The sequence below is a fragment of the uncultured Jannaschia sp. genome (assembly GCF_947503795.1).
GTDB lineage: Bacteria > Pseudomonadota > Alphaproteobacteria > Rhodobacterales > Rhodobacteraceae > Jannaschia.
Genome location: NZ_CANNEZ010000001.1, coordinates 1,241,174 through 1,257,419, shown reverse-complemented (window position 1 = coordinate 1,257,419; position 16,246 = coordinate 1,241,174). Strand labels below are relative to the sequence as shown.

The 16,246-nt window shown below is 69.5% G+C and carries 19 protein-coding genes; 5 read left to right on the top strand and 14 right to left on the bottom strand.

Going from position 1 to position 16,246, the window contains the following annotated elements:
* Nucleotides 1–2: 2 nt before the first annotated feature.
* The 3 genes from Q0833_RS06740 to Q0833_RS06730 form a co-directional block, all read right to left on the bottom strand.
* Nucleotides 3–827 (bottom strand): 1-acyl-sn-glycerol-3-phosphate acyltransferase, encoded by an 825-nt coding sequence (locus Q0833_RS06740; RefSeq protein WP_298431529.1) that lies wholly within the window; start codon nucleotides 825–827, stop codon nucleotides 3–5.
* A complete protein-coding gene (locus Q0833_RS06735) occupies nucleotides 824–1,504 on the bottom strand; it encodes a GNAT family N-acetyltransferase (protein WP_298431527.1) in 681 nt (226 codons plus the stop codon). Before Q0833_RS06735 ends, Q0833_RS06740 begins: the two co-directional genes overlap by 4 nt.
* A 117-nt stretch (nucleotides 1,505–1,621) precedes the next feature.
* Complete coding sequence (locus tag Q0833_RS06730) at nucleotides 1,622–1,768, bottom strand: DUF3553 domain-containing protein (RefSeq protein ID WP_298435034.1); 147 nt, start codon at nucleotides 1,766–1,768, stop codon at nucleotides 1,622–1,624.
* 48 nt (nucleotides 1,769–1,816) lie between these two features.
* On the opposite strand from Q0833_RS06730, the gene Q0833_RS06725 reads away from it, so the two are divergent.
* Nucleotides 1,817–2,449, top strand: coding sequence for a histidine phosphotransferase family protein (locus Q0833_RS06725; protein WP_298431525.1), 633 nt, complete (start codon nucleotides 1,817–1,819; stop codon nucleotides 2,447–2,449).
* A 3-nt stretch (nucleotides 2,450–2,452) separates the two neighbouring features.
* Here the strand turns inward: Q0833_RS06725 and Q0833_RS06720 are convergent, their stop codons facing one another.
* From Q0833_RS06720 to Q0833_RS06710, 3 genes are read right to left on the bottom strand one after another with little or no spacing between them, the layout of a single operon-like run.
* Nucleotides 2,453–2,974, bottom strand: coding sequence for a gamma carbonic anhydrase family protein (locus Q0833_RS06720; RefSeq protein ID WP_298431523.1), 522 nt, complete (start codon nucleotides 2,972–2,974; stop codon nucleotides 2,453–2,455).
* Nucleotides 2,971–3,624: a guanylate kinase gene (gmk, locus tag Q0833_RS06715; protein WP_298435031.1), complete on the bottom strand. Its 654-nt coding sequence runs from the start codon at nucleotides 3,622–3,624 to the stop codon at nucleotides 2,971–2,973. Before gmk ends, Q0833_RS06720 begins: the two co-directional genes overlap by 4 nt.
* A 25-nt stretch (nucleotides 3,625–3,649) precedes the next feature.
* Complete coding sequence (locus Q0833_RS06710; RefSeq protein ID WP_367274939.1) at nucleotides 3,650–4,495, bottom strand: YicC/YloC family endoribonuclease; 846 nt, start codon at nucleotides 4,493–4,495, stop codon at nucleotides 3,650–3,652.
* A 180-nt stretch (nucleotides 4,496–4,675) separates the two neighbouring features.
* Here Q0833_RS06710 and Q0833_RS06705 point away from each other — a divergent pair, with 180 nt between their 5' ends.
* Nucleotides 4,676–5,368 (top strand): PAS domain-containing protein, encoded by a 693-nt coding sequence (locus Q0833_RS06705; RefSeq protein ID WP_298431521.1) that lies wholly within the window; start codon nucleotides 4,676–4,678, stop codon nucleotides 5,366–5,368.
* Nucleotides 5,369–5,424: 56 nt separating this feature from the next.
* Nucleotides 5,425–5,811 (top strand): STAS/SEC14 domain-containing protein, encoded by a 387-nt coding sequence (locus Q0833_RS06700; RefSeq protein WP_298431519.1) that lies wholly within the window; start codon nucleotides 5,425–5,427, stop codon nucleotides 5,809–5,811.
* Between the two features lie 19 nt (nucleotides 5,812–5,830).
* Here Q0833_RS06700 and Q0833_RS06695 read toward each other — a convergent pair whose 3' ends face one another.
* Nucleotides 5,831–7,192, bottom strand: coding sequence for a class II 3-deoxy-7-phosphoheptulonate synthase (locus Q0833_RS06695; RefSeq protein WP_298431517.1), 1,362 nt, complete (start codon nucleotides 7,190–7,192; stop codon nucleotides 5,831–5,833).
* Between the two features lie 163 nt (nucleotides 7,193–7,355).
* On the opposite strand from Q0833_RS06695, the gene Q0833_RS06690 reads away from it, so the two are divergent.
* Nucleotides 7,356–8,387, top strand: coding sequence for a GlxA family transcriptional regulator (locus tag Q0833_RS06690; protein ID WP_298431515.1), 1,032 nt, complete (start codon nucleotides 7,356–7,358; stop codon nucleotides 8,385–8,387).
* Here the strand turns inward: Q0833_RS06690 and Q0833_RS06685 are convergent.
* Nucleotides 8,384–8,644: a hypothetical protein gene (locus Q0833_RS06685; RefSeq protein WP_298431513.1), complete on the bottom strand. Its 261-nt coding sequence runs from the start codon at nucleotides 8,642–8,644 to the stop codon at nucleotides 8,384–8,386. The two genes, Q0833_RS06690 and Q0833_RS06685, sit on opposite strands and share 4 nt — an antisense overlap.
* 29 nt (nucleotides 8,645–8,673) lie before the next feature.
* Complete coding sequence (locus Q0833_RS06680; RefSeq protein WP_298431510.1) at nucleotides 8,674–11,400, bottom strand: glutamine-synthetase adenylyltransferase; 2,727 nt, start codon at nucleotides 11,398–11,400, stop codon at nucleotides 8,674–8,676.
* Nucleotides 11,401–11,452: 52 nt separating this feature from the next.
* On the opposite strand from Q0833_RS06680, the gene Q0833_RS06675 reads away from it, so the two are divergent.
* A complete protein-coding gene (locus Q0833_RS06675; RefSeq protein ID WP_298431508.1) occupies nucleotides 11,453–11,926 on the top strand; it encodes a YbaK/EbsC family protein in 474 nt (157 codons plus the stop codon).
* Here the strand turns inward: Q0833_RS06675 and Q0833_RS06670 are convergent.
* Genes Q0833_RS06670 through sufC form a run of 5 tightly spaced genes read right to left on the bottom strand, consistent with a single transcriptional unit; the run spans nucleotide 11,915 to nucleotide 16,212 of the window.
* A complete protein-coding gene (locus Q0833_RS06670; RefSeq protein ID WP_298431506.1) occupies nucleotides 11,915–13,135 on the bottom strand; it encodes a cysteine desulfurase in 1,221 nt (406 codons plus the stop codon). The genes Q0833_RS06675 and Q0833_RS06670 overlap by 12 nt on opposite strands.
* Nucleotides 13,132–13,734, bottom strand: a complete 603-nt coding sequence (locus Q0833_RS06665) for a hypothetical protein (RefSeq protein ID WP_298431504.1) — start codon at nucleotides 13,732–13,734, stop codon at nucleotides 13,132–13,134. Before Q0833_RS06665 ends, Q0833_RS06670 begins: the two co-directional genes overlap by 4 nt.
* The gene (locus tag Q0833_RS06660) at nucleotides 13,731–14,213 is read right to left on the bottom strand and encodes a YIP1 family protein (protein ID WP_298431502.1); all 483 of its coding nucleotides are present in this window, start codon (nucleotides 14,211–14,213) and stop codon (nucleotides 13,731–13,733) included. The genes Q0833_RS06665 and Q0833_RS06660 overlap by 4 nt, the downstream gene beginning before the upstream one ends.
* On the bottom strand, nucleotides 14,213–15,457 hold the full coding sequence (locus Q0833_RS06655) for a SufD family Fe-S cluster assembly protein (RefSeq protein ID WP_298431500.1): 1,245 nt from the start codon (nucleotides 15,455–15,457) through the stop codon (nucleotides 14,213–14,215). The genes Q0833_RS06660 and Q0833_RS06655 overlap by 1 nt, the downstream gene beginning before the upstream one ends.
* A complete protein-coding gene (gene sufC / locus Q0833_RS06650) occupies nucleotides 15,457–16,212 on the bottom strand; it encodes a Fe-S cluster assembly ATPase SufC (RefSeq protein ID WP_298431499.1) in 756 nt (251 codons plus the stop codon). Before sufC ends, Q0833_RS06655 begins: the two co-directional genes overlap by 1 nt.
* Nucleotides 16,213–16,246 lie beyond the last annotated feature (34 nt).

Below are 16,246 nucleotides of genomic sequence, written 5' to 3'. Positions count from 1 at the left end.
CTTCAGGGCGCGATGCCCTGCGCCTCCAGTTCGGCCCTTATCGTGGTCTCGACCGCGCGCGCCAGTGCCTTCCGCCCGTCTGTGTCCGCCACCGGCATCGGGGGGTGATAGACGATCTCGACCCGGCCATGACGCGGCGCGGCCAGCATGCGCAGCATGTGTTCGGCGAAGCCCATATCGCCCCACCAGCCATAGAACGCCGCATCGGCACCCGGCGGCGCGTGATAGGCGACCGTGACCGGCTGGACCTGCATCCCCGGCAGCCCGGCCGAGAAGAACGCCTCGAAGAGCGTCGGCTTGAAGGCCAGCACCCGACGTCCGTCGGTCGAGGTGCCCTCGGGGAAGAACAGCAGCCGATGGCCCGCGCGAAGCCGGTCCTCGAACAGGGCCTGCTGGGCGCGGGCATCGCGCCGGTCGCGGCGAATGAAGACCGTCCCCGTCGCCCGCGCCAGCCAGCCGATGCCGGGCCAGCCCGCCACTTCGGACTTGGAGACGAAATACACCCGTTTCGACGCGTTGAGCGCGAAGATATCGAGCCAGGACGAATGGTTCGCCACGACCGCGCCGGTCCCCCGCATCGGCGCGCCCCGCACCACGCGCCGCATCCCGAGGACGCGGAACGCGGTCTTGCAGACGCCCTGCGTGATCCACGGTGTCCAGGGCCGCTGCACCCCGTGGATCGGACGCTCGACCAGGCGCAGCGCCAGCAGCACCAGAAGCGGTCCGAACACCACCGCGGCGAGGATCGGCCCCCGAATGGCGACACGCAGCCAGTCGGCGACGGCCAGTCGCGCGGGCGCCGGTTGCGGCGCGTCGTCCCAGATCATCCGCGCAGCCCGCGCGGCAGGCGCAGATCGGCGAGGTCGAGCACCATGCAGATATCGGTCGTCCCGAAGGCCGCGTCGCAATAGGCCCCCGATCCGACCTGCGCGCCTGCCCGCAGATAGGTCTTGATGAGCGGGGGCACCGTGCGCATCGCCGCGCGCGGCGCGGCGCCGGATATGGTGATGGCGCCGGGGCCATGGGCCGTGGGCCGGATGGCCTCGGGGGCCAGCGCGTCGATGGCGAGACGTCGCAGCGCGTCGAGATGCGCGGTCGGATCGCTTCCGGGGAACGAGGCCGTGCCGACCAGCAACTCGGCCCCACGCGCGGTCGCGGCATCGAGCGCGCCCTGCAGCAGCGTCAGCCCGGCCAGCCCGCCACGATAGTCGGGATGGAGGCAGGTCCGCCCGATCTCGACCATCGCCCGGCCCGAGGCCACGAGGCGCGACAGGTCGAACTCGCGCGCGGTATAGGCGCAGCCGGTTCCGATCCGCAGCGTGCCCACCACGCCGATCTCGGGGCGGGCGGGGTCGCGCAGGATCAGGTGTTCGGCGCCGTCGTCGAACGCATCCGCATCCGAGACCGCGCCGCCGGCATCGACGAAGACCGCGCGCCGCAGCGCCAGCGCGTCCGCGACCGCGTCGGGGTCGCGCGTCGTGACAAGGGAAAGTTGGGACGACACGCGGGCGGGGTTACCGCCCGGCGGGATGCGGCGCAATGTCGGGCTGCCGCCCTGCGGGATTGCGCCGGTCCATCTCATCCTTAAGGTTCCGTTAACCATCGCCATGGCAAGGCTCTGTCATGCGAAGACGGGGACGAGACCGATGCGACGACCGTCGATCAGCTGCTTGCCGGCGTGCTCGAAATTGACGGTGATGCGATCGTCGATGGCCGACTGCACCTGCCCCAGCCCCCAATCCGGCCGGTCGGGATGCCGGACCAGCATGCCCGGCTCGAAAATCGAATTGGCGTCGTGGCTCAAGGAGGCTCTCCGATGAAGGACACCAAGGAGCCTAGCGCGAGCGACGCGGCCGACGAACCCGATCTCGTCGCGCTCCTGGGGTCGCGGCTCTGCCACGACCTCGTCAGCCCGATCGGCGCGATCGGCAACGGGCTCGAACTGCTCGAGATGTCGGGCGCCGCGGGCGGCGACGAGATCGGTTTGATCCGGTCCGCCCTTGACGCCGCGGTCGCGCGCATCCGGTTCTTCCGCCTGGCCTTCGGGGCCGCAGCACCCGGCGCCAAGCCCATCTCCGCCCGCGAGATGCGCGAGATCGTGGGTGCCATGTATGCCGAGACGCGCACGACCGTCCTCTGGCGCGACGAAGCCGAGCGGTCGCGCGACGAGATGCGGCTCGCCTGTCTCGCGCTCAATTGCATCGAGGTGGCGACTCCCTGGGGCGCCAAGGTCGAGGTGATCCGCAACGAGGCCGCCTGGGTGCTGCATGTCGATGCCGAGCGCCTCAAGATCGACGAGCCGCTCTGGCAGTCGCTGGGCAAGGCGGGCGTGCCGTCGGATCTCAAGGGCTCGGAGGTGCAGTTCGGCATCCTATCGAAGCTCTCGCGTGCGCTCCGCCGTCCCGTATCGGTCAGCGCCGACGCCCGGCACCTGAGCCTGATCGTCTGATCCTCAGCCCAGCGGGCGCAATCCGGCCCGGAAGCGCGCGGCGTTCGCCACGTAGTGCCGCGCCGAGGCGATCAGCCCCGCGCGCGCGTCCTCGTCCAGCTCCCGCACCGGTTTTCCGGGCGCGCCGACGACGAGGGATCCGTCGGGGATCACCTTGCCCTCGGTCACCAGCGCCCCCGCACCGATCAGGCAGCCCTTCCCGATGACGGCACCGTTCAGCACCGTCGCCCCCATCCCCACGAGCGAGCCGTCCCCGATGGTACAGCCATGCAGGATCGCCTTGTGGCCGATGGTACAGTCGGCGCCGATTGTCAGCGGGCAGCCGGGATCGGTATGGAGGACGCAGGCCTCCTGCACGTTCGACCCCTCGCCCACGACGATGGGCTCGTTGTCACCCCGAAGCGTCGCGCCGAACCAGATATTCGCGCGGTCCCGCAGGATGACGCGTCCGATGACGTTGGCATCGGGGGCGACCCAGGCCTCCGCGCCGATCTCGGGGCGGATGTCGTCCAGCGCATAGATCATCGCCGTTCCCTTTCGCGGAATTCCGTGCCGAGCGCGCGGGTGAAATCGGTGAGCCAGGGCTGGCGATCGCGGCGCAAGCGCTCGGCCGTCAGGATCGTGCGCAGCCGCGCCTCGCAGGCATCCACGTCGTCATTGACCAGCACGTAGTCATACTCGGCCCAATGGCTGATCTCGGCCTCGGACTTGGCCATCCGGCCCGCGATCACGTCGTCGCTGTCCTGGCCCCGCTCGCGGAGACGCCGCTCCAGTTCGGCGATGGAAGGCGGCAGGATGAAGATCGAGACGACGTCCCGACCGAGCGAGGAGTTGCGGATCTGCTGCCCGCCCTGCCAATCGATGTCGAAAATCACGTCGCGCCCTGCCGACAGCGCCGCCTCGACCGGCGCGCGGGGGCTGCCGTAGTGGTTTCCGAAGACCTCGGCGTGCTCCAGCATCTCGCCGTCGAGGATCATCTTCCCGAATGCCTCGCGCGACCGGAAATAGTAGTCGACGCCCTCGGCCTCGCCCTCGCGCGGGGGACGGGTCGTGGCCGAGACCGAGAAGCTCAGGCTCTCGTCCCAAACCATCAGCCGCCGCGCGAGCGTCGATTTCCCCGCCCCCGACGGGCTGGACAGGATGACCGCGAGGCCGCGGCGGATGCCCTGGATCATGTCGGCGCGGCGCAGGCTCATATCGTCATTCCACGTTCTGGACCTGCTCGCGCAGGCGGTCGATGGCGGCCTTGAGATCTAGGCCGATGGTGGTCAGCTCCGGCATGCCGGACTTCGAGCAGAGCGTGTTGGCCTCGCGATTGAACTCCTGCGTCAGGAAGTCCAGCCGACGCCCCACGGGCGCGTCCTCGCCCAGCAGCGCGCGGGCCGCGGCGACATGGGTGCGCAGGCGCTCGACCTCCTCGGTGATGTCGGATTTGATCGCCAGTGCCGCGATCTCGGAGGCGATGCGCGCATCGTCCATCGCCGCGCCGGTCAGGCGCCCCAGAGCCGCGTGCAGGGCCTCGGCCTGATGGGCGGCACGGGCAGGTGCGAGGCCCGCTGCGGCATCCGTCAAGGACTCGATCTCGTCCACGCGGGCCGCCAGCAGCGCGTGAAGGGCGGCCCCTTCGCGGGCACGGTCGGCGGCGAAGGCCGCGACCAGATCGGCAAGGTCGGCGGTCAGGACCGCGAGCGCGGGCGGCGCGGTCTCGCCCGCCTCCCAGACGCCGCGAAGGGACAAGATGTCGGCCGCCGTCACCGGGGCGAGCGGCAGGTCGGCCCGCGCCTCGACCTCGGCCAGGGCGGCCAGCGCGCGGTCCAGCCCCGCCGGATCCAGTCGGGCCGCCCCCGCGCCGCTATCCGACAGGCGCAAGGCCAGCGTGATGTTGCCGCGTACCGCGACGCCCGCCACCGCCGCGCGGACCGGCGGCTCGAGCCCTGCCACGTCAGGCAGGCGCAGCCGCAGGTCCAGCCCGCGCGCATTGACGGATCGGATCTCCCAGCGGCGCCCGTCGCGATCCAGCGCCGCGTATCCCGTCATCGACTTCATGGGCCCCGGCCTAGCGGCTGCCCGCGCGCCCGTCCAGCGGCCCAAGCCGTTAACCGTTGGTGAAGGAAATGCGAGCATTTCGTGACGGCTTGCCATAATTATGCCGCCGGGTGGCGGGCATACGCCCCGTTTGCGCCACATGGATGGCGGGATCGGGGCGCGGCACACGAGGGACGATAGATGACGGGCTATGACGACACGACGCGGGACGTGGTGATCACGCGCATTTCGACGGGCGACGCGGCGCGGGGGTTCGCCACGATGCGGTCGTCGCCGATCCTCGACGAGGCGTGGCGCTACTGGTCGTCGCTGCGCACGGGCACCGCGCTGCCGCGTCGCGATGCGCTGGATCCGAACGCGATGCGCGTCACGGTCGGGCATTCGATGATCATCGATCGCGTGCGCGCGGGCACGGTGCGGGTGCGTCTGGGCGGTCGCATGATGCGCGATCTGATGGGCATGGACGTGCGCGGGTTGCCGATCAAGGCGTTCTTCGCGCTCCCCGACCGCGATCGCGCCGCGGCTCTGGTCGAAGAGGTGTTCGAGACGGGGCTCGCCGCCGAGCTGGACCTGGCCTGCGAAGGGCCCGACGGCACGGTGGGCGCGAAGATGCTGATCCTGCCGCTGCTCGACGCGGCCTTCGCGGTCACCAAGGCACAGGTCGTCGTGGTGACCGACCGCGTGGTCGCCGGGGACGCCCCCCGCCGCTTCGCCGTGACCGGCCACCGCCTGCGCGCGACTGCCCGGTCCGAACACCATCCGATGCGGCGCGCGACGGATCGCGCGGCGCCGTTGCCGATAGAATTGGCCGAGGCTGCGACGCCCTATGCACCGGGGCCATCCGCCGTCCCGTGGCTTCGGGTCGTGAAGTAAGGAACGGCGACCGCGGGGGCGCGTTCAGGTGGCATTCAACGGTCCTGGAGGCCCAGATGTTCGCCACGCCCACCATTCGGGAAATCCCGACCGACCTGCCCCACCTTCATGCGTTCCGGATCGTCGCCGAGGTCACGCGCGACGATATGACCGCCATGTCCGAGCATATGCTCGAGGTGTTCGATGCCGCCCCGACGAAGGTCGACATGCTTCTGCAGTTCGACACCAACGCGACCGCGGAGGCCGGCGCGGGCCTGTCGCTCGACAGTCTCAAGGCCAGGGTGGCGTCGCTGGCTAAGGTCCGGAACTACGTCGTCTCGAACGCCCCCGGCGCGGCGGGCGGTCTGGTCGAGGCGATGGGCAAGGTGATTCCGGTCGAAGCGCGCGCCTTCGAAACCGAAGACGCGGCGCTGACATGGCTGAAGGCCCAGCCCGCGCCCTGAGGCGCGCACAGGGACAGGATCAGGACGCGGCGCGCTGCCGCTCGGCCCGCAACCCCGAAAGCTCGTCGGCCACGAGGAAGGCCAGCTCCAGCGATTGCGACGCGTTGAGGCGCGGGTCGCAGGCGGTGTGGTAGCGATCCGACAGGTCCTCGTCGGTGACGGCGCGCACGCCGCCGGTGCATTCGGTCACGTCCTGGCCCGTCATCTCGAAATGCACGCCGCCTGGCACGGTGCCCTCGGCGCGGTGGATCGCAAAGAACTCCTGCACCTCGCGCAGCACGCTTTCGAAGGGGCGCGTCTTGTAGCCGGTGGACGACTTGATCGTGTTCCCGTGCATCGCGTCGCAGGTCCATACGACGTTCGCGCCCATCTCCTTCACGGTCTTGATAAGACGCGGCAGGTGGTCGCCGACCTTGCCGGCCCCGAAGCGCGCGATCAGGGTCAGGCGCCCCATTTCGTTCTCGGGGTTCAGCGTGTCGATCAGGACCTTGAGGTCCTCCTCGGTGGTCGTCGGCCCGCATTTCAGACCGATCGGGTTCAACACGCCACGGCAGAACTCGACATGGGCCCCATCGGGCTGTCGCGTGCGGTCGCCGATCCAGATCATGTGCCCCGACCCGGCCAGCCAGTTGCCCGTCAGGCTGTCCTGGCGGCAGAGTGCCTCTTCGTATTCGAGCAGAAGCGCTTCGTGCGAGGTGTAGAAGTCGACCGTCGTCAGCTCGTCATTATTGCCCGTCACACCGGCGGCGGTCATGAAATCCAGCGTGTCCTGGATGCGGCCCGCCATGTCGCGATACTGCGCGGCTCGCTCGCCCTCGACGAAGCCAAGCGTCCATTGATGCACCTTGTGCGCATCGGCGAACCCGCCCTTCGAGAAGGCGCGCAGCAGGTTCAGCGTCGCCGCCGCCTGCGTGTAGGCCTCGAGCATCTTGGCCGGGTTCGGGATGCGCGCGGCCTCGGTGAAGTCCAGCTCGTTGATGATGTCGCCGCGGTAGCTGGGCAGCTCCACGCCGTCCTTCACCTCGGTCGGGGCCGATCGGGGCTTGGCGAACTGACCGGCCATGCGGCCGACCTTCACAACGGGCACCTTGGCCCCGAAGGTCAGGACCATCGCCATCTGCAGCATGACCTTGAACGTGTCGCGGATCGTGTCGGCGGAGAACTCGGCGAAGCTCTCGGCGCAGTCGCCGCCCTGCAGGAGGAACGCCTCGCCCCGGCCGGCGGCCGCAAGCTCGGATTTCAGCGTCCGCGCCTCGCCCGCGAAGACCAGCGGCGGGTACTGACCCAGCCGTGCCTCGACAGCGCCCAGCGCGCCCGCATCGAGGTAATCGGGCATCTGAACCCGCGGTTTCGCTCTCCAGTCGCTCTTGGTCCAGGCCATGCTCGGCACCTCGTCTGTCTGTCTGGAGCCCGGCCCTACCGCAAACCACGGTCGGCCACCAGAACCCGATGCGCCAATTCGCTTGATCCCGACGCCGGTTTGGGCTTTTGCGGTCACAGGATCGCGTGTGACGCGTCTGTTTCCGTGAACGAGGACGCCCGCCATGGGTGACAGCACTTACCCCGTCGAAGTGGCCCCGGCCCGCCCCGCCGCGATCGAAATCACGGCTCCGGCGAAGCCTCGAAAATTCATCTTCGTTTTGCTCGACCGGTTCACGCTGATGTGCTTCGCCAGTGCCGTGGATGCGCTTCGCATCGCCAACCGGATGGCAGGGGCCGAACTCTATACATGGGAGCTGCTGGGCGAAGGCGGCGGCACGATCACCTGCTCGGCCGGCACGAGCTTCATGCTGGACCGCGACCTCGAGGAGATCTCGCGCGACGACTCGCTGCTTCTTGTCGGCGGCATCGACGTGGCCTCGGCCACGACCAAGCGCCTCGTCAGCTGGCTTCGCCGCGAGGCGCGTCGCGGTGTCACGATCGGCGGCCTCTGCACGGCATCCTGGACGATGGCCGTCGCGGGCCTGCTCGACGGCAAGCGCGCGACCATCCACTGGGAGAACCAGGACAGCTTCGCCGAGGAATTTCCCGAGATCGAGCTGACCAAGTCGATCTTCACCGCCGACGGCAAGCGCATCACGACCGCCGGCGGCACGGCCTCGGTCGACCTGATGCTGCACATCATCGCGCAGGACCATGGCGAAGGGCTGGCGGCGCTTGTCGCGGACCAGCTGATCTATTCGTCCATTCGCACCGATCAGGACACGCAACGGCTGTCGATCCCCACACGGATCGGCGTCCGCCACCCGCGCCTGAGCCAGGTCATCCGCGAAATGGAGCAGAACATCGAGGAGCCGATCAGCCCGTCGATCCTCGCCGCCGATGTTGGGATGTCGACGCGGCAACTGGAGCGGCTCTTTCGTCGTTACCTGAGCCGAAGCCCCAAGAAATACTACATGGAGCTGCGGCTGGGGAAGGCGCGCAACCTGCTGATGCAGACGGATATGTCGATCATCAACGTGGCACTGGCCTGCGGCTTCACCTCGCCCTCGCATTTCTCGAAATGCTACCGCGCGCATTACGGCACCACCCCCTACCGCGAGCGGGGCACCCACGGGACACCGGTCCGGGGCTAGTCGCGCACCCGTGCGGCGCGACCGCCGCGCCGTCCCTGGGGCGACGCGCCAAGGCCGTCGCGCAGGACCTGGCTCATGGGATGTTCGTCGGGCCGCCCGTCCAGCAGGCGCGGGATCGCCGCTGCCGCATCCTCGATCGTCAGCGCCCAATCGAGGAAGATCGTCCGGCATTCCGATCCCGTGATGCCGTCGATGCGATACGCCTCGTGGATCAGCCCTTTCGGGTCGTCCGGCCCCTGCCCGTCCTTTGCCACCATGTCGTGCACTCCCGATGCTGCCGCCCGCGCTATCCTGCCAGACCGGCCCGGTCCAGCGCCGCGTCGATCGCGGCCTCGGCGCGCCCAGCGGCGACATCGCAGGACGTTGCGACATCATCGCTGCCGGTGATCGCAGCGAGGAGGGCCAACCCCCCCGTCCCCAGATCGCCGGGCGGATCGTCGGCTGTAATCAGGCGCAGCGTCTGCTGGACGTCCGACAGGCGGGCATGGGTCTCGGCCAGCGTCGCGCGGGCCTCCGGCGGCAGCCACCCGTCCGCGGCGAGCTGCGCGTCGACCGTGCGGGCGATCTCGCCGCCGGTCGCGGCCGCGATCAGCGTGTGGGCCTGCGCCACTAGCGCGATGTCCTGCAACCGGCCCGGCCCGACCTTGACCGAAAGTCCGCCTCCGACCCGTTCCGCCGCGCGGACCCGCGCGCGCATCTCGGCGAGGCCGCGTAGGATCTCGTCGGGTGCGAAACGCGAGGACGCCAGCACCTCGGCCCGCGCCGCCATCGCCGCCGTGCCGACCTCGGGCGAGCCCGCCACCGGCCGTGCCTGCGTCAGGGCCATGTGCTCCCAGACCCAAGCCTCGCTCGCCTGGTAGGTGCGGAAGCCCGACAGCGCCGTCGCCACAGGCCCCTGCCGCCCCGAGGGGCGCAGGCGCATATCCACCTCGTAGAGCCGTCCGTCCCCCATCGGCGCCGAAAGCGCGGTGATCAGCGTCTGGGTGAACCGCGCGGCCCATTGGGCCGGCGGCAACGCGCGGGCGCCATCGGACACCCCCTCGCCGCCATCGTGCAGCACCACGAGATCGAGGTCCGAGCGCGCGTTCAGCCGCCCGGCGCCGAGCGATCCCATCCCGATCCCCGCGAGCGCCTGACCCGGCACGCGCCCGTAGCGCCGCGCGGTCTCGGCTTCGGCGGCGGCCCAGGCCCCGGCCAGCGTCGCGTCGGCCAGCGCGGCATAGCGCCGGGACGCGATCTCGGGCGGGGCGAGACGGCGCAGCAGGTGGACGCCGATGCGGAAATGCCGTTCCCGGTGCCAGCGACGGAGCGCGATCAGCGTCGCCTCGTAATCTTCGGCGGGCGCGGGCGGCTCCCACCGCTCGGGCAGGTCCGCAAAGAAGCGCCCGTCGATCACCGCATCGAGCACGTCCGCGTTGCGCGACAGGTAGCGCGCGAGATCGGGGGCGGTCGCACAGATATCAGCGATGAGCGAGACGAGCTCGTCCTTGGCCTCGAAGAGCGAGAAGATCTGCACCCCCGCCGGAAGCCCGCGCAAGAAGTCGTCGAAGGCCGACAGCGCCTCGGCCGGGCGCGCCGCGCCGCCCAGTTCACGCAGGAGCCGCGGCCGGAGCCGCGCGAAGATCGTCCGCGCGCGCTCGGAGCGGAGCGCAGGATATGTCGGCCAGCGGTCGGTCACCGCCGCCGCGCCCTCGATCGCGTCGGGCGCATCCGACGCGGGCGCGTCGGGCCGGAAGCTCGGGTCCACGATCCGCTCGACGGCGCCGATCCGGTCGCGCAGGTCGGCGAGGAACGCGTCGGTGTCGCTCACGCCCATCAGGTTGGCGATCCGGCGCATCCCGTCCGCATCGCGCGGCATGACATGGGTCTGCGCATCCTGCACCATCTGGAGCGCGTGCTCGACCCGGCGCAGGTGGACGTAGCTCGGGGCCAGCACGTCGCGGGTCTCGGCTCCGACCCACCGGGCCTCGACCAGACGGTCCAGCGCCTCGAGCGTCGGGCGGACCCGGAGCGAGCGATCACGCCCGCCCGCGATGATCTGCTGGGTCTGGGCGTAGAACTCGATCTCGCGGATGCCGCCGCGCCCCAGCTTGATGTGATGCCCGGCGAGGTCCAGCGGTCCGCCCAGCCCCTTGTGGTCGCGAATCCGGAGCCGCATGTCATGCGCGTCCTGCACGGCGGCGAAATCGAGGTGCCGCCGCCAGACGAAGGGCGCGAGCCGCTCGACGAACCCTGCCCCCGCCTCGACGGCCCCCGCGCAGGCCCGCGCCTTGATCCAGGCCGCCCGCTCCCACGCGCGGCCCATGGCCTCATAGTAGCGCTCCGCCGCCTCCATCGAGAGAACGATCGGGGTGGAGCCGGGGTCGGGGCGCAGGCGCAGGTCGGTGCGGAAGACGTAGCCGTCCGCCGTGACATCCGAGAGCGTGGCCATCGCCGTCCGCGCGGCCTTCAGCAGGATCGCGCGCGCCGTCCCGTAATCGGCCGGATCGTAGCGGCTTTCGTCGAACAGCAGGACGAGGTCGATATCGCTGGAATAATTGAGTTCGAACGCGCCCATCTTGCCCATCGCGATGGCAACGAGGCCGCCATCTCCCTCGACCGGCCCCTTGGCGTGGCGCCCGAGCGCGTGAGCCAACGCGGCATTGGTGGCAGCGTCGGCAAATCGTGTGAGCGCCGCCGTCGCCTCCATCACCGGCCAGACACCGCCGAGGTCGCAAAGCGAGACCAGCAGGCCGATCCGGCGCTTGAGAACGCGCAAGGCCGGCTTCCGGTCACCGTCGATCCGTGCCGTTTCGGCCAGTAGACCATCGAGAATGTCCTTGGGCGCCGCGTCCCAGAGACCGGAGAGCCAGTCCCGTTCCCGGGCCATGCCCATGGCGAGGAACGGGCTGCACCCGGCGGCGCCTGCGATCAGCGGGGCCACGTCCGAGGGCGGCGCGAGGGCCCCGACCGCATCGGCGCCCGCCGCGGGATCGAAGGGGATCGGAGCCTGCGTGATGCGGGAGCGGAACATCGCCCGATCAGGCCCGTTGCGGCCTCCGGCGTCAACGGGCAGAACCAGCCCCATGAGCAAGAGCCTTCGCCGCGTGACCGCCGCGCTCGATGCCGCGGGCCTCGATGCCCGCCCCGTCGAGATGTCCGATCAGACCCGCACCGCCGCCGAAGCCGCGGCCGCCGTCAGCTGTGAGCTGGACCAGATCGCGAAATCGATCCTGTTCGGTCAGGGCGACGGCTGCGCACTGTTCCTGACCGCGGGCGGCAATCAGGTCGACCCGGACCGCGCCGCGTCCCTTGCCGGCGGACCGCTGACTCGGGCGGATGCGGCGACGGTGCGCCGGGTCACCGGCTTTGCGATCGGGGGCGTGTCGCCGGTCGGGCTGATCTCGGATGTGCCGATCTGGATGGACGCGCGCCTTCTGGCCTTCGGGACGGTCTGGGCCGCTGCGGGCACCCCGCGCCACGTCTTCCCGGTCGCCCCGGCGGAGCTTCAGCGGATCACCGGCGCCCAAGTCGCGGAGTTCACGACCTCAGGCGAATAGGTCGTGGCAGAGCTCGAGCGCGTCGACGAGAACGTCGACCTCGGCGCGCGTGTTGTAGATCCCGAAGCTCGCCCGGCAGGTCGCGGTCAGGCCCATATGCTCCATCAGCGGCTGGGCGCAGTGCTGGCCCGCGCGCACCGCGACACCCTTCTTGTCGAGCACGGTGGAGATGTCATGCGCATGGGCCGCACCATCGAGCGTGAACGAGAAGATCGCGCCCTTGCCCGCCGAGCGCCCCTGCACGTTCAACCAGTTCAGCCCGTCGAGCCGCTCGCGCGCGTAGTCGCGCAAGGTCCGCTCGTGGTCGGCGATCTCGGACATCCCGACGCCCATCATCCATTCGAGCGCGGCGCCCATCCCGATGGTCTGAACGATCCCGGGCGTGCCCGCCTCGAACTTCATCGGTGGGTCGTTATAGACGACCTCGTCGCGATGGACGTCGCGGATCATGTCGCCGCCGCCCATGAAGGGGCGCATCTCGGACATGCGGTCAGGATGGATGAAGATCGCCCCGGAACCGCTTGGTCCGTATAGCTTATGTCCGGTGATCGCATAGAAGTCGCAGCCGAGCGCGGCCACGTCGACCGGCATATGCACGGCCGCCTGACTGCCATCGACCAGCACCGGCACGCCCCGCGCCCGCGCGCCCTCGCAGATCGCGGCGACGTCGACCACGGTGCCCAGGACGTTCGACATATGCGTGACCGCAATCAGCTTCGTGCGGTCGGTCACGGCATCGAGCACCGCTTGCGGGTCGAGGTCGCCGTTCACGTCCACGTCGACCCAGACGATCTTGACGCCCATCCGCTCGCGCAGGAAATGCCACGGCACGATGTTGGCGTGGTGCTCCATGATCGACAGGACGATCTCGTCGCCCGCCTCCATCCGGGGCATGGCCCAGCCATAGGCGACGAGGTTGATGCCTTCTGTCGTGCCGGAGGTGAAGACGACGTGATCCTCGGACGGGGCGCCGATGAAGCGCGCGACCGTGCCGCGCACGCCCTCGTAATTCTCGGTCGAGATGGTCGAGAGCGTGTGCAAGCCGCGGTGGACGTTGGAATATTCCTCGGCATAGGCGCGCTGGATCGTGTCGAGCACGACCTGCGGTTTCTGCGCGGACGCGCCGTTGTCGAGATAGGTCAGCGGCTTGCCGTTCACCTGCCGGGACAGGATCGGGAATTGCGCGCGGATGGCCTCGACGTCGATCATTTCGCGCGTTCCGTCAGATGGAGGATGCCCGCAATCGGCAGGACAAGGTAGGGGATGTAGGTGCCGCCGCCCCAGATGACCACACTGGCGCCAAGTGCGCCGAGCCAGTCACGCCCCGGCAGCGCGGCCTTCACCGACGCGATCAGGACCAGCAGCGTGCCGGTGAACCCGATCAGGAACAGGCGGCCATACAGGTCGAGCATCGTCAATTCGTGGATCGCCGCCGTCGACAGCTCCAGCAAATCGAGCCCGATCTCGGCTAATGCGAAGGGAACGATCATCCACATCGCCAGCGCCCAGCTGAGAGGCTGCCCGAGCACGCGCGCGACCAGCCACAGGCCTGCTGCCGTGCCGAAGAGGCGCGCCAGCACCACGAACGTGCCGACGAACGGCCCTCCCGCGCGCTTGCCTCCCGGCTCGAAGGAGTAGGGAAAGGCCCAGGCCCCGAGCAGATGGTCCAGCACCACGTGGACCAGGCCCGCGGCAACCAGCGCCATCACCGCGACGGATGCGGCCGGGGCGATATCCCGCATGTCTTCGAGCGCGCCCATAGGGTTACGCAGGAAGCGCCGCAGGCCGGATTGGAGGATGGCGATCACCGGGCCCACTCCGCCGCGTAGAGCGAGTTGACCCAGATCCAGATGAACCCGCCCAATGCCACGAGGCCGACGAGTTGCAGGGCCGGGCCCGCCCCGAGGAACCCTTCGGTCAAGCCGTTGAGCAGCATCGCGGGCGACGCCGCCAGGAGCGACCAGGCCGTCGCGACCCGCGCGCCCTCGGCGGTGCCCAGTGCGCCCGCGAGTTTGGCCAGAAGATGCGCCACAAAGGCCAGCGCGATGATGATCAAGGGCAGCACGAAGACCAGCGCCATCAGCGTGCCGCCCATCTGGACCATGAAATCCTCGCCCGTCAGGAAGGATTGCCGCGACAGGACCGGCAGGCGTGAGACGAACAGAAGGAAGCACCCGGCCATCAGGAAGATGAACGCCGCGCTGTCGCCCGTGCCGCGCGCCATGTGCTCGGCCATGACCTGACGCGGCCGGATCCAGGCCCTCGGGATGTCGCGCGTGACCGACATCAGTCGCGGGCGAGCCAATCCGCCATGCGGTCCATCACATGCTCGCGCAGGGCCGGATCCTCGATCTCTTCGGTCGCCTCGGCGAGGAACGACAGAACCAGAAGGTCGGTCGCCACCCGCTCGGGCACCCCGCGCGAGCGCAGGTAGAAGAGCGCCGTCTCGTCGATCGCGCCAGTCGTTGACCCGTGCGAGCAGGCCACGTCGTCGGCGTAGATCTCGAGCTCGGGCTTGGCGAGGAACTGGCTGTCATCGTCCAGCAGGAGCGACTGGCTGATCTGGTAGCCATCGGTCTTCTGCGCGCCGTCCTTGACGAGAATCTTGCCCTGGAACACGCCCACGGCCCCGTCGCGCAGGACCTTCTTGAAGACCTGCCGGCTTTCGCCGTTCAGCGCGCCATGGGTGACCCAGACCGTATCGTCGTGATGGAAGTCACCCCGCCCGAAGGTCGCGCCTGCAATGGTCGCCCCGCCGTCATCGCCGGCCATGTCGATCACCGCCTCATTGCGGGTCAGCCGGCCATTCGCGCTGAGGGTGAAGGACTTGAGGATCGACCCCGCGCCCAGCCGCGCGAACAGGTGGGTGTTGACGTGGCGGTCCGCATCGGGGCCCTGGATGCGCAGGTGGTGGCAGGTGCCGCCATCGGCCACATCCACCTCGGTCACGGTATTGACGCGTGCGCCACCCGTGCCGGATTTCAGGAGCGTCAGCTCCGCCCCGCTTTCGACGCGGACGACATGGTGATGCATCGCATCGCCGTTGCCGGTCGTGCGGATGTGGATCGGACGGGTGACTATGCCGGTCGCACGGATCACCAACCCGTCGGTCGCCATCGCCGTGTTCAGCATGGCGAGCGGCCGCGACACAGGCCGCGAGCCCGCCGCCTCGAGCGTGCCGTAGAGGTCGCGCGCCCAATGGATATCAGCCTCGCCGGCCTGCGCGAGCGTCGCGACCTCGACCCCGTCGGGCAGGTCACCCGGCAGCGTGACGCCATCCGCATCAATCGTGATCGTGTATGTCTCGAACCCGGCGAACGGGTCGCCCCCATCGGCGCTGGCTTCGATCTGCGGGGCGGGGTCGGTCAGCGGCGCGGGATCGGTGTAGCGCCAGTATTCGTCGCGCCGACCGGGCAGGCCCACCGCGCGCAGCCGGTCGGCCGCGTCGCGTCGCGCCCGGCCCAGCCAGCCGCCACCCGCAGGCAGGTTCAGGCGCCGGTCCAGCGTGTCGGAGGTCGCTCGCTCCGCCATCAGGCCACCTCGCCCAGGATATCGCCATAGCCGTTGGTCTCGACCTCCAGCGCCAGCTCCGGGCCGCCGGTCTTCACGATACGACCTTCGGCCATGATGTGGACCACGTCCGGTTTGATGTGATCGAGCAGCCGCTGGTAATGCGTGATGACGAGGAACCCGCGGCCGGCGTCGCGCAGAGCGTTCACGCCCTCGGCGACCAGCTTCATCGCGTCCACGTCGAGGCCGCTGTCGGTTTCGTCGAGAATGCACATCTTCGGCTCGAGCATCGCCATCTGCAGGATCTCGTTGCGCTTCTTCTCGCCGCCCGAGAAGCCGACATTCACGGGGCGCTTCAGCATATCAGCGTCGATCTTGAGGGTCTTGGCCTTGGCGCGGATCACCTTGAGGAACTCGCCCGCCGACAGCTCGTCTTCGCCGCGCGCCTTGCGCTGGGCGTTCACCGCCGTCCGCAGGAAGGTCATGTTGCCGACGCCGGGGATCTCGACGGGGTACTGGAACGCAAGGAAGAGGCCCGCCGCCGCGCGCTCCTCCGGCTCCATCTCGAGAATATCCGCGTCGTTCAGCGTCGCGGTCCCCTCGGTCACCTCGTAGCCGCCGCGACCCGACAGGACGTAGGACAGCGTCGACTTGCCCGACCCGTTCGGGCCCATGATGGCGTGCACCTTGCCGGCCTCGACCTCCAGGTCGACGCCCTTGAGGATCCGCTTGTCCTCGTCCTCCAGCTTCACGTGCAGGTTCTCGATCTTCAGCATCTCGGCATCCTCTCAACGCCGCCCGTCGGGGCAG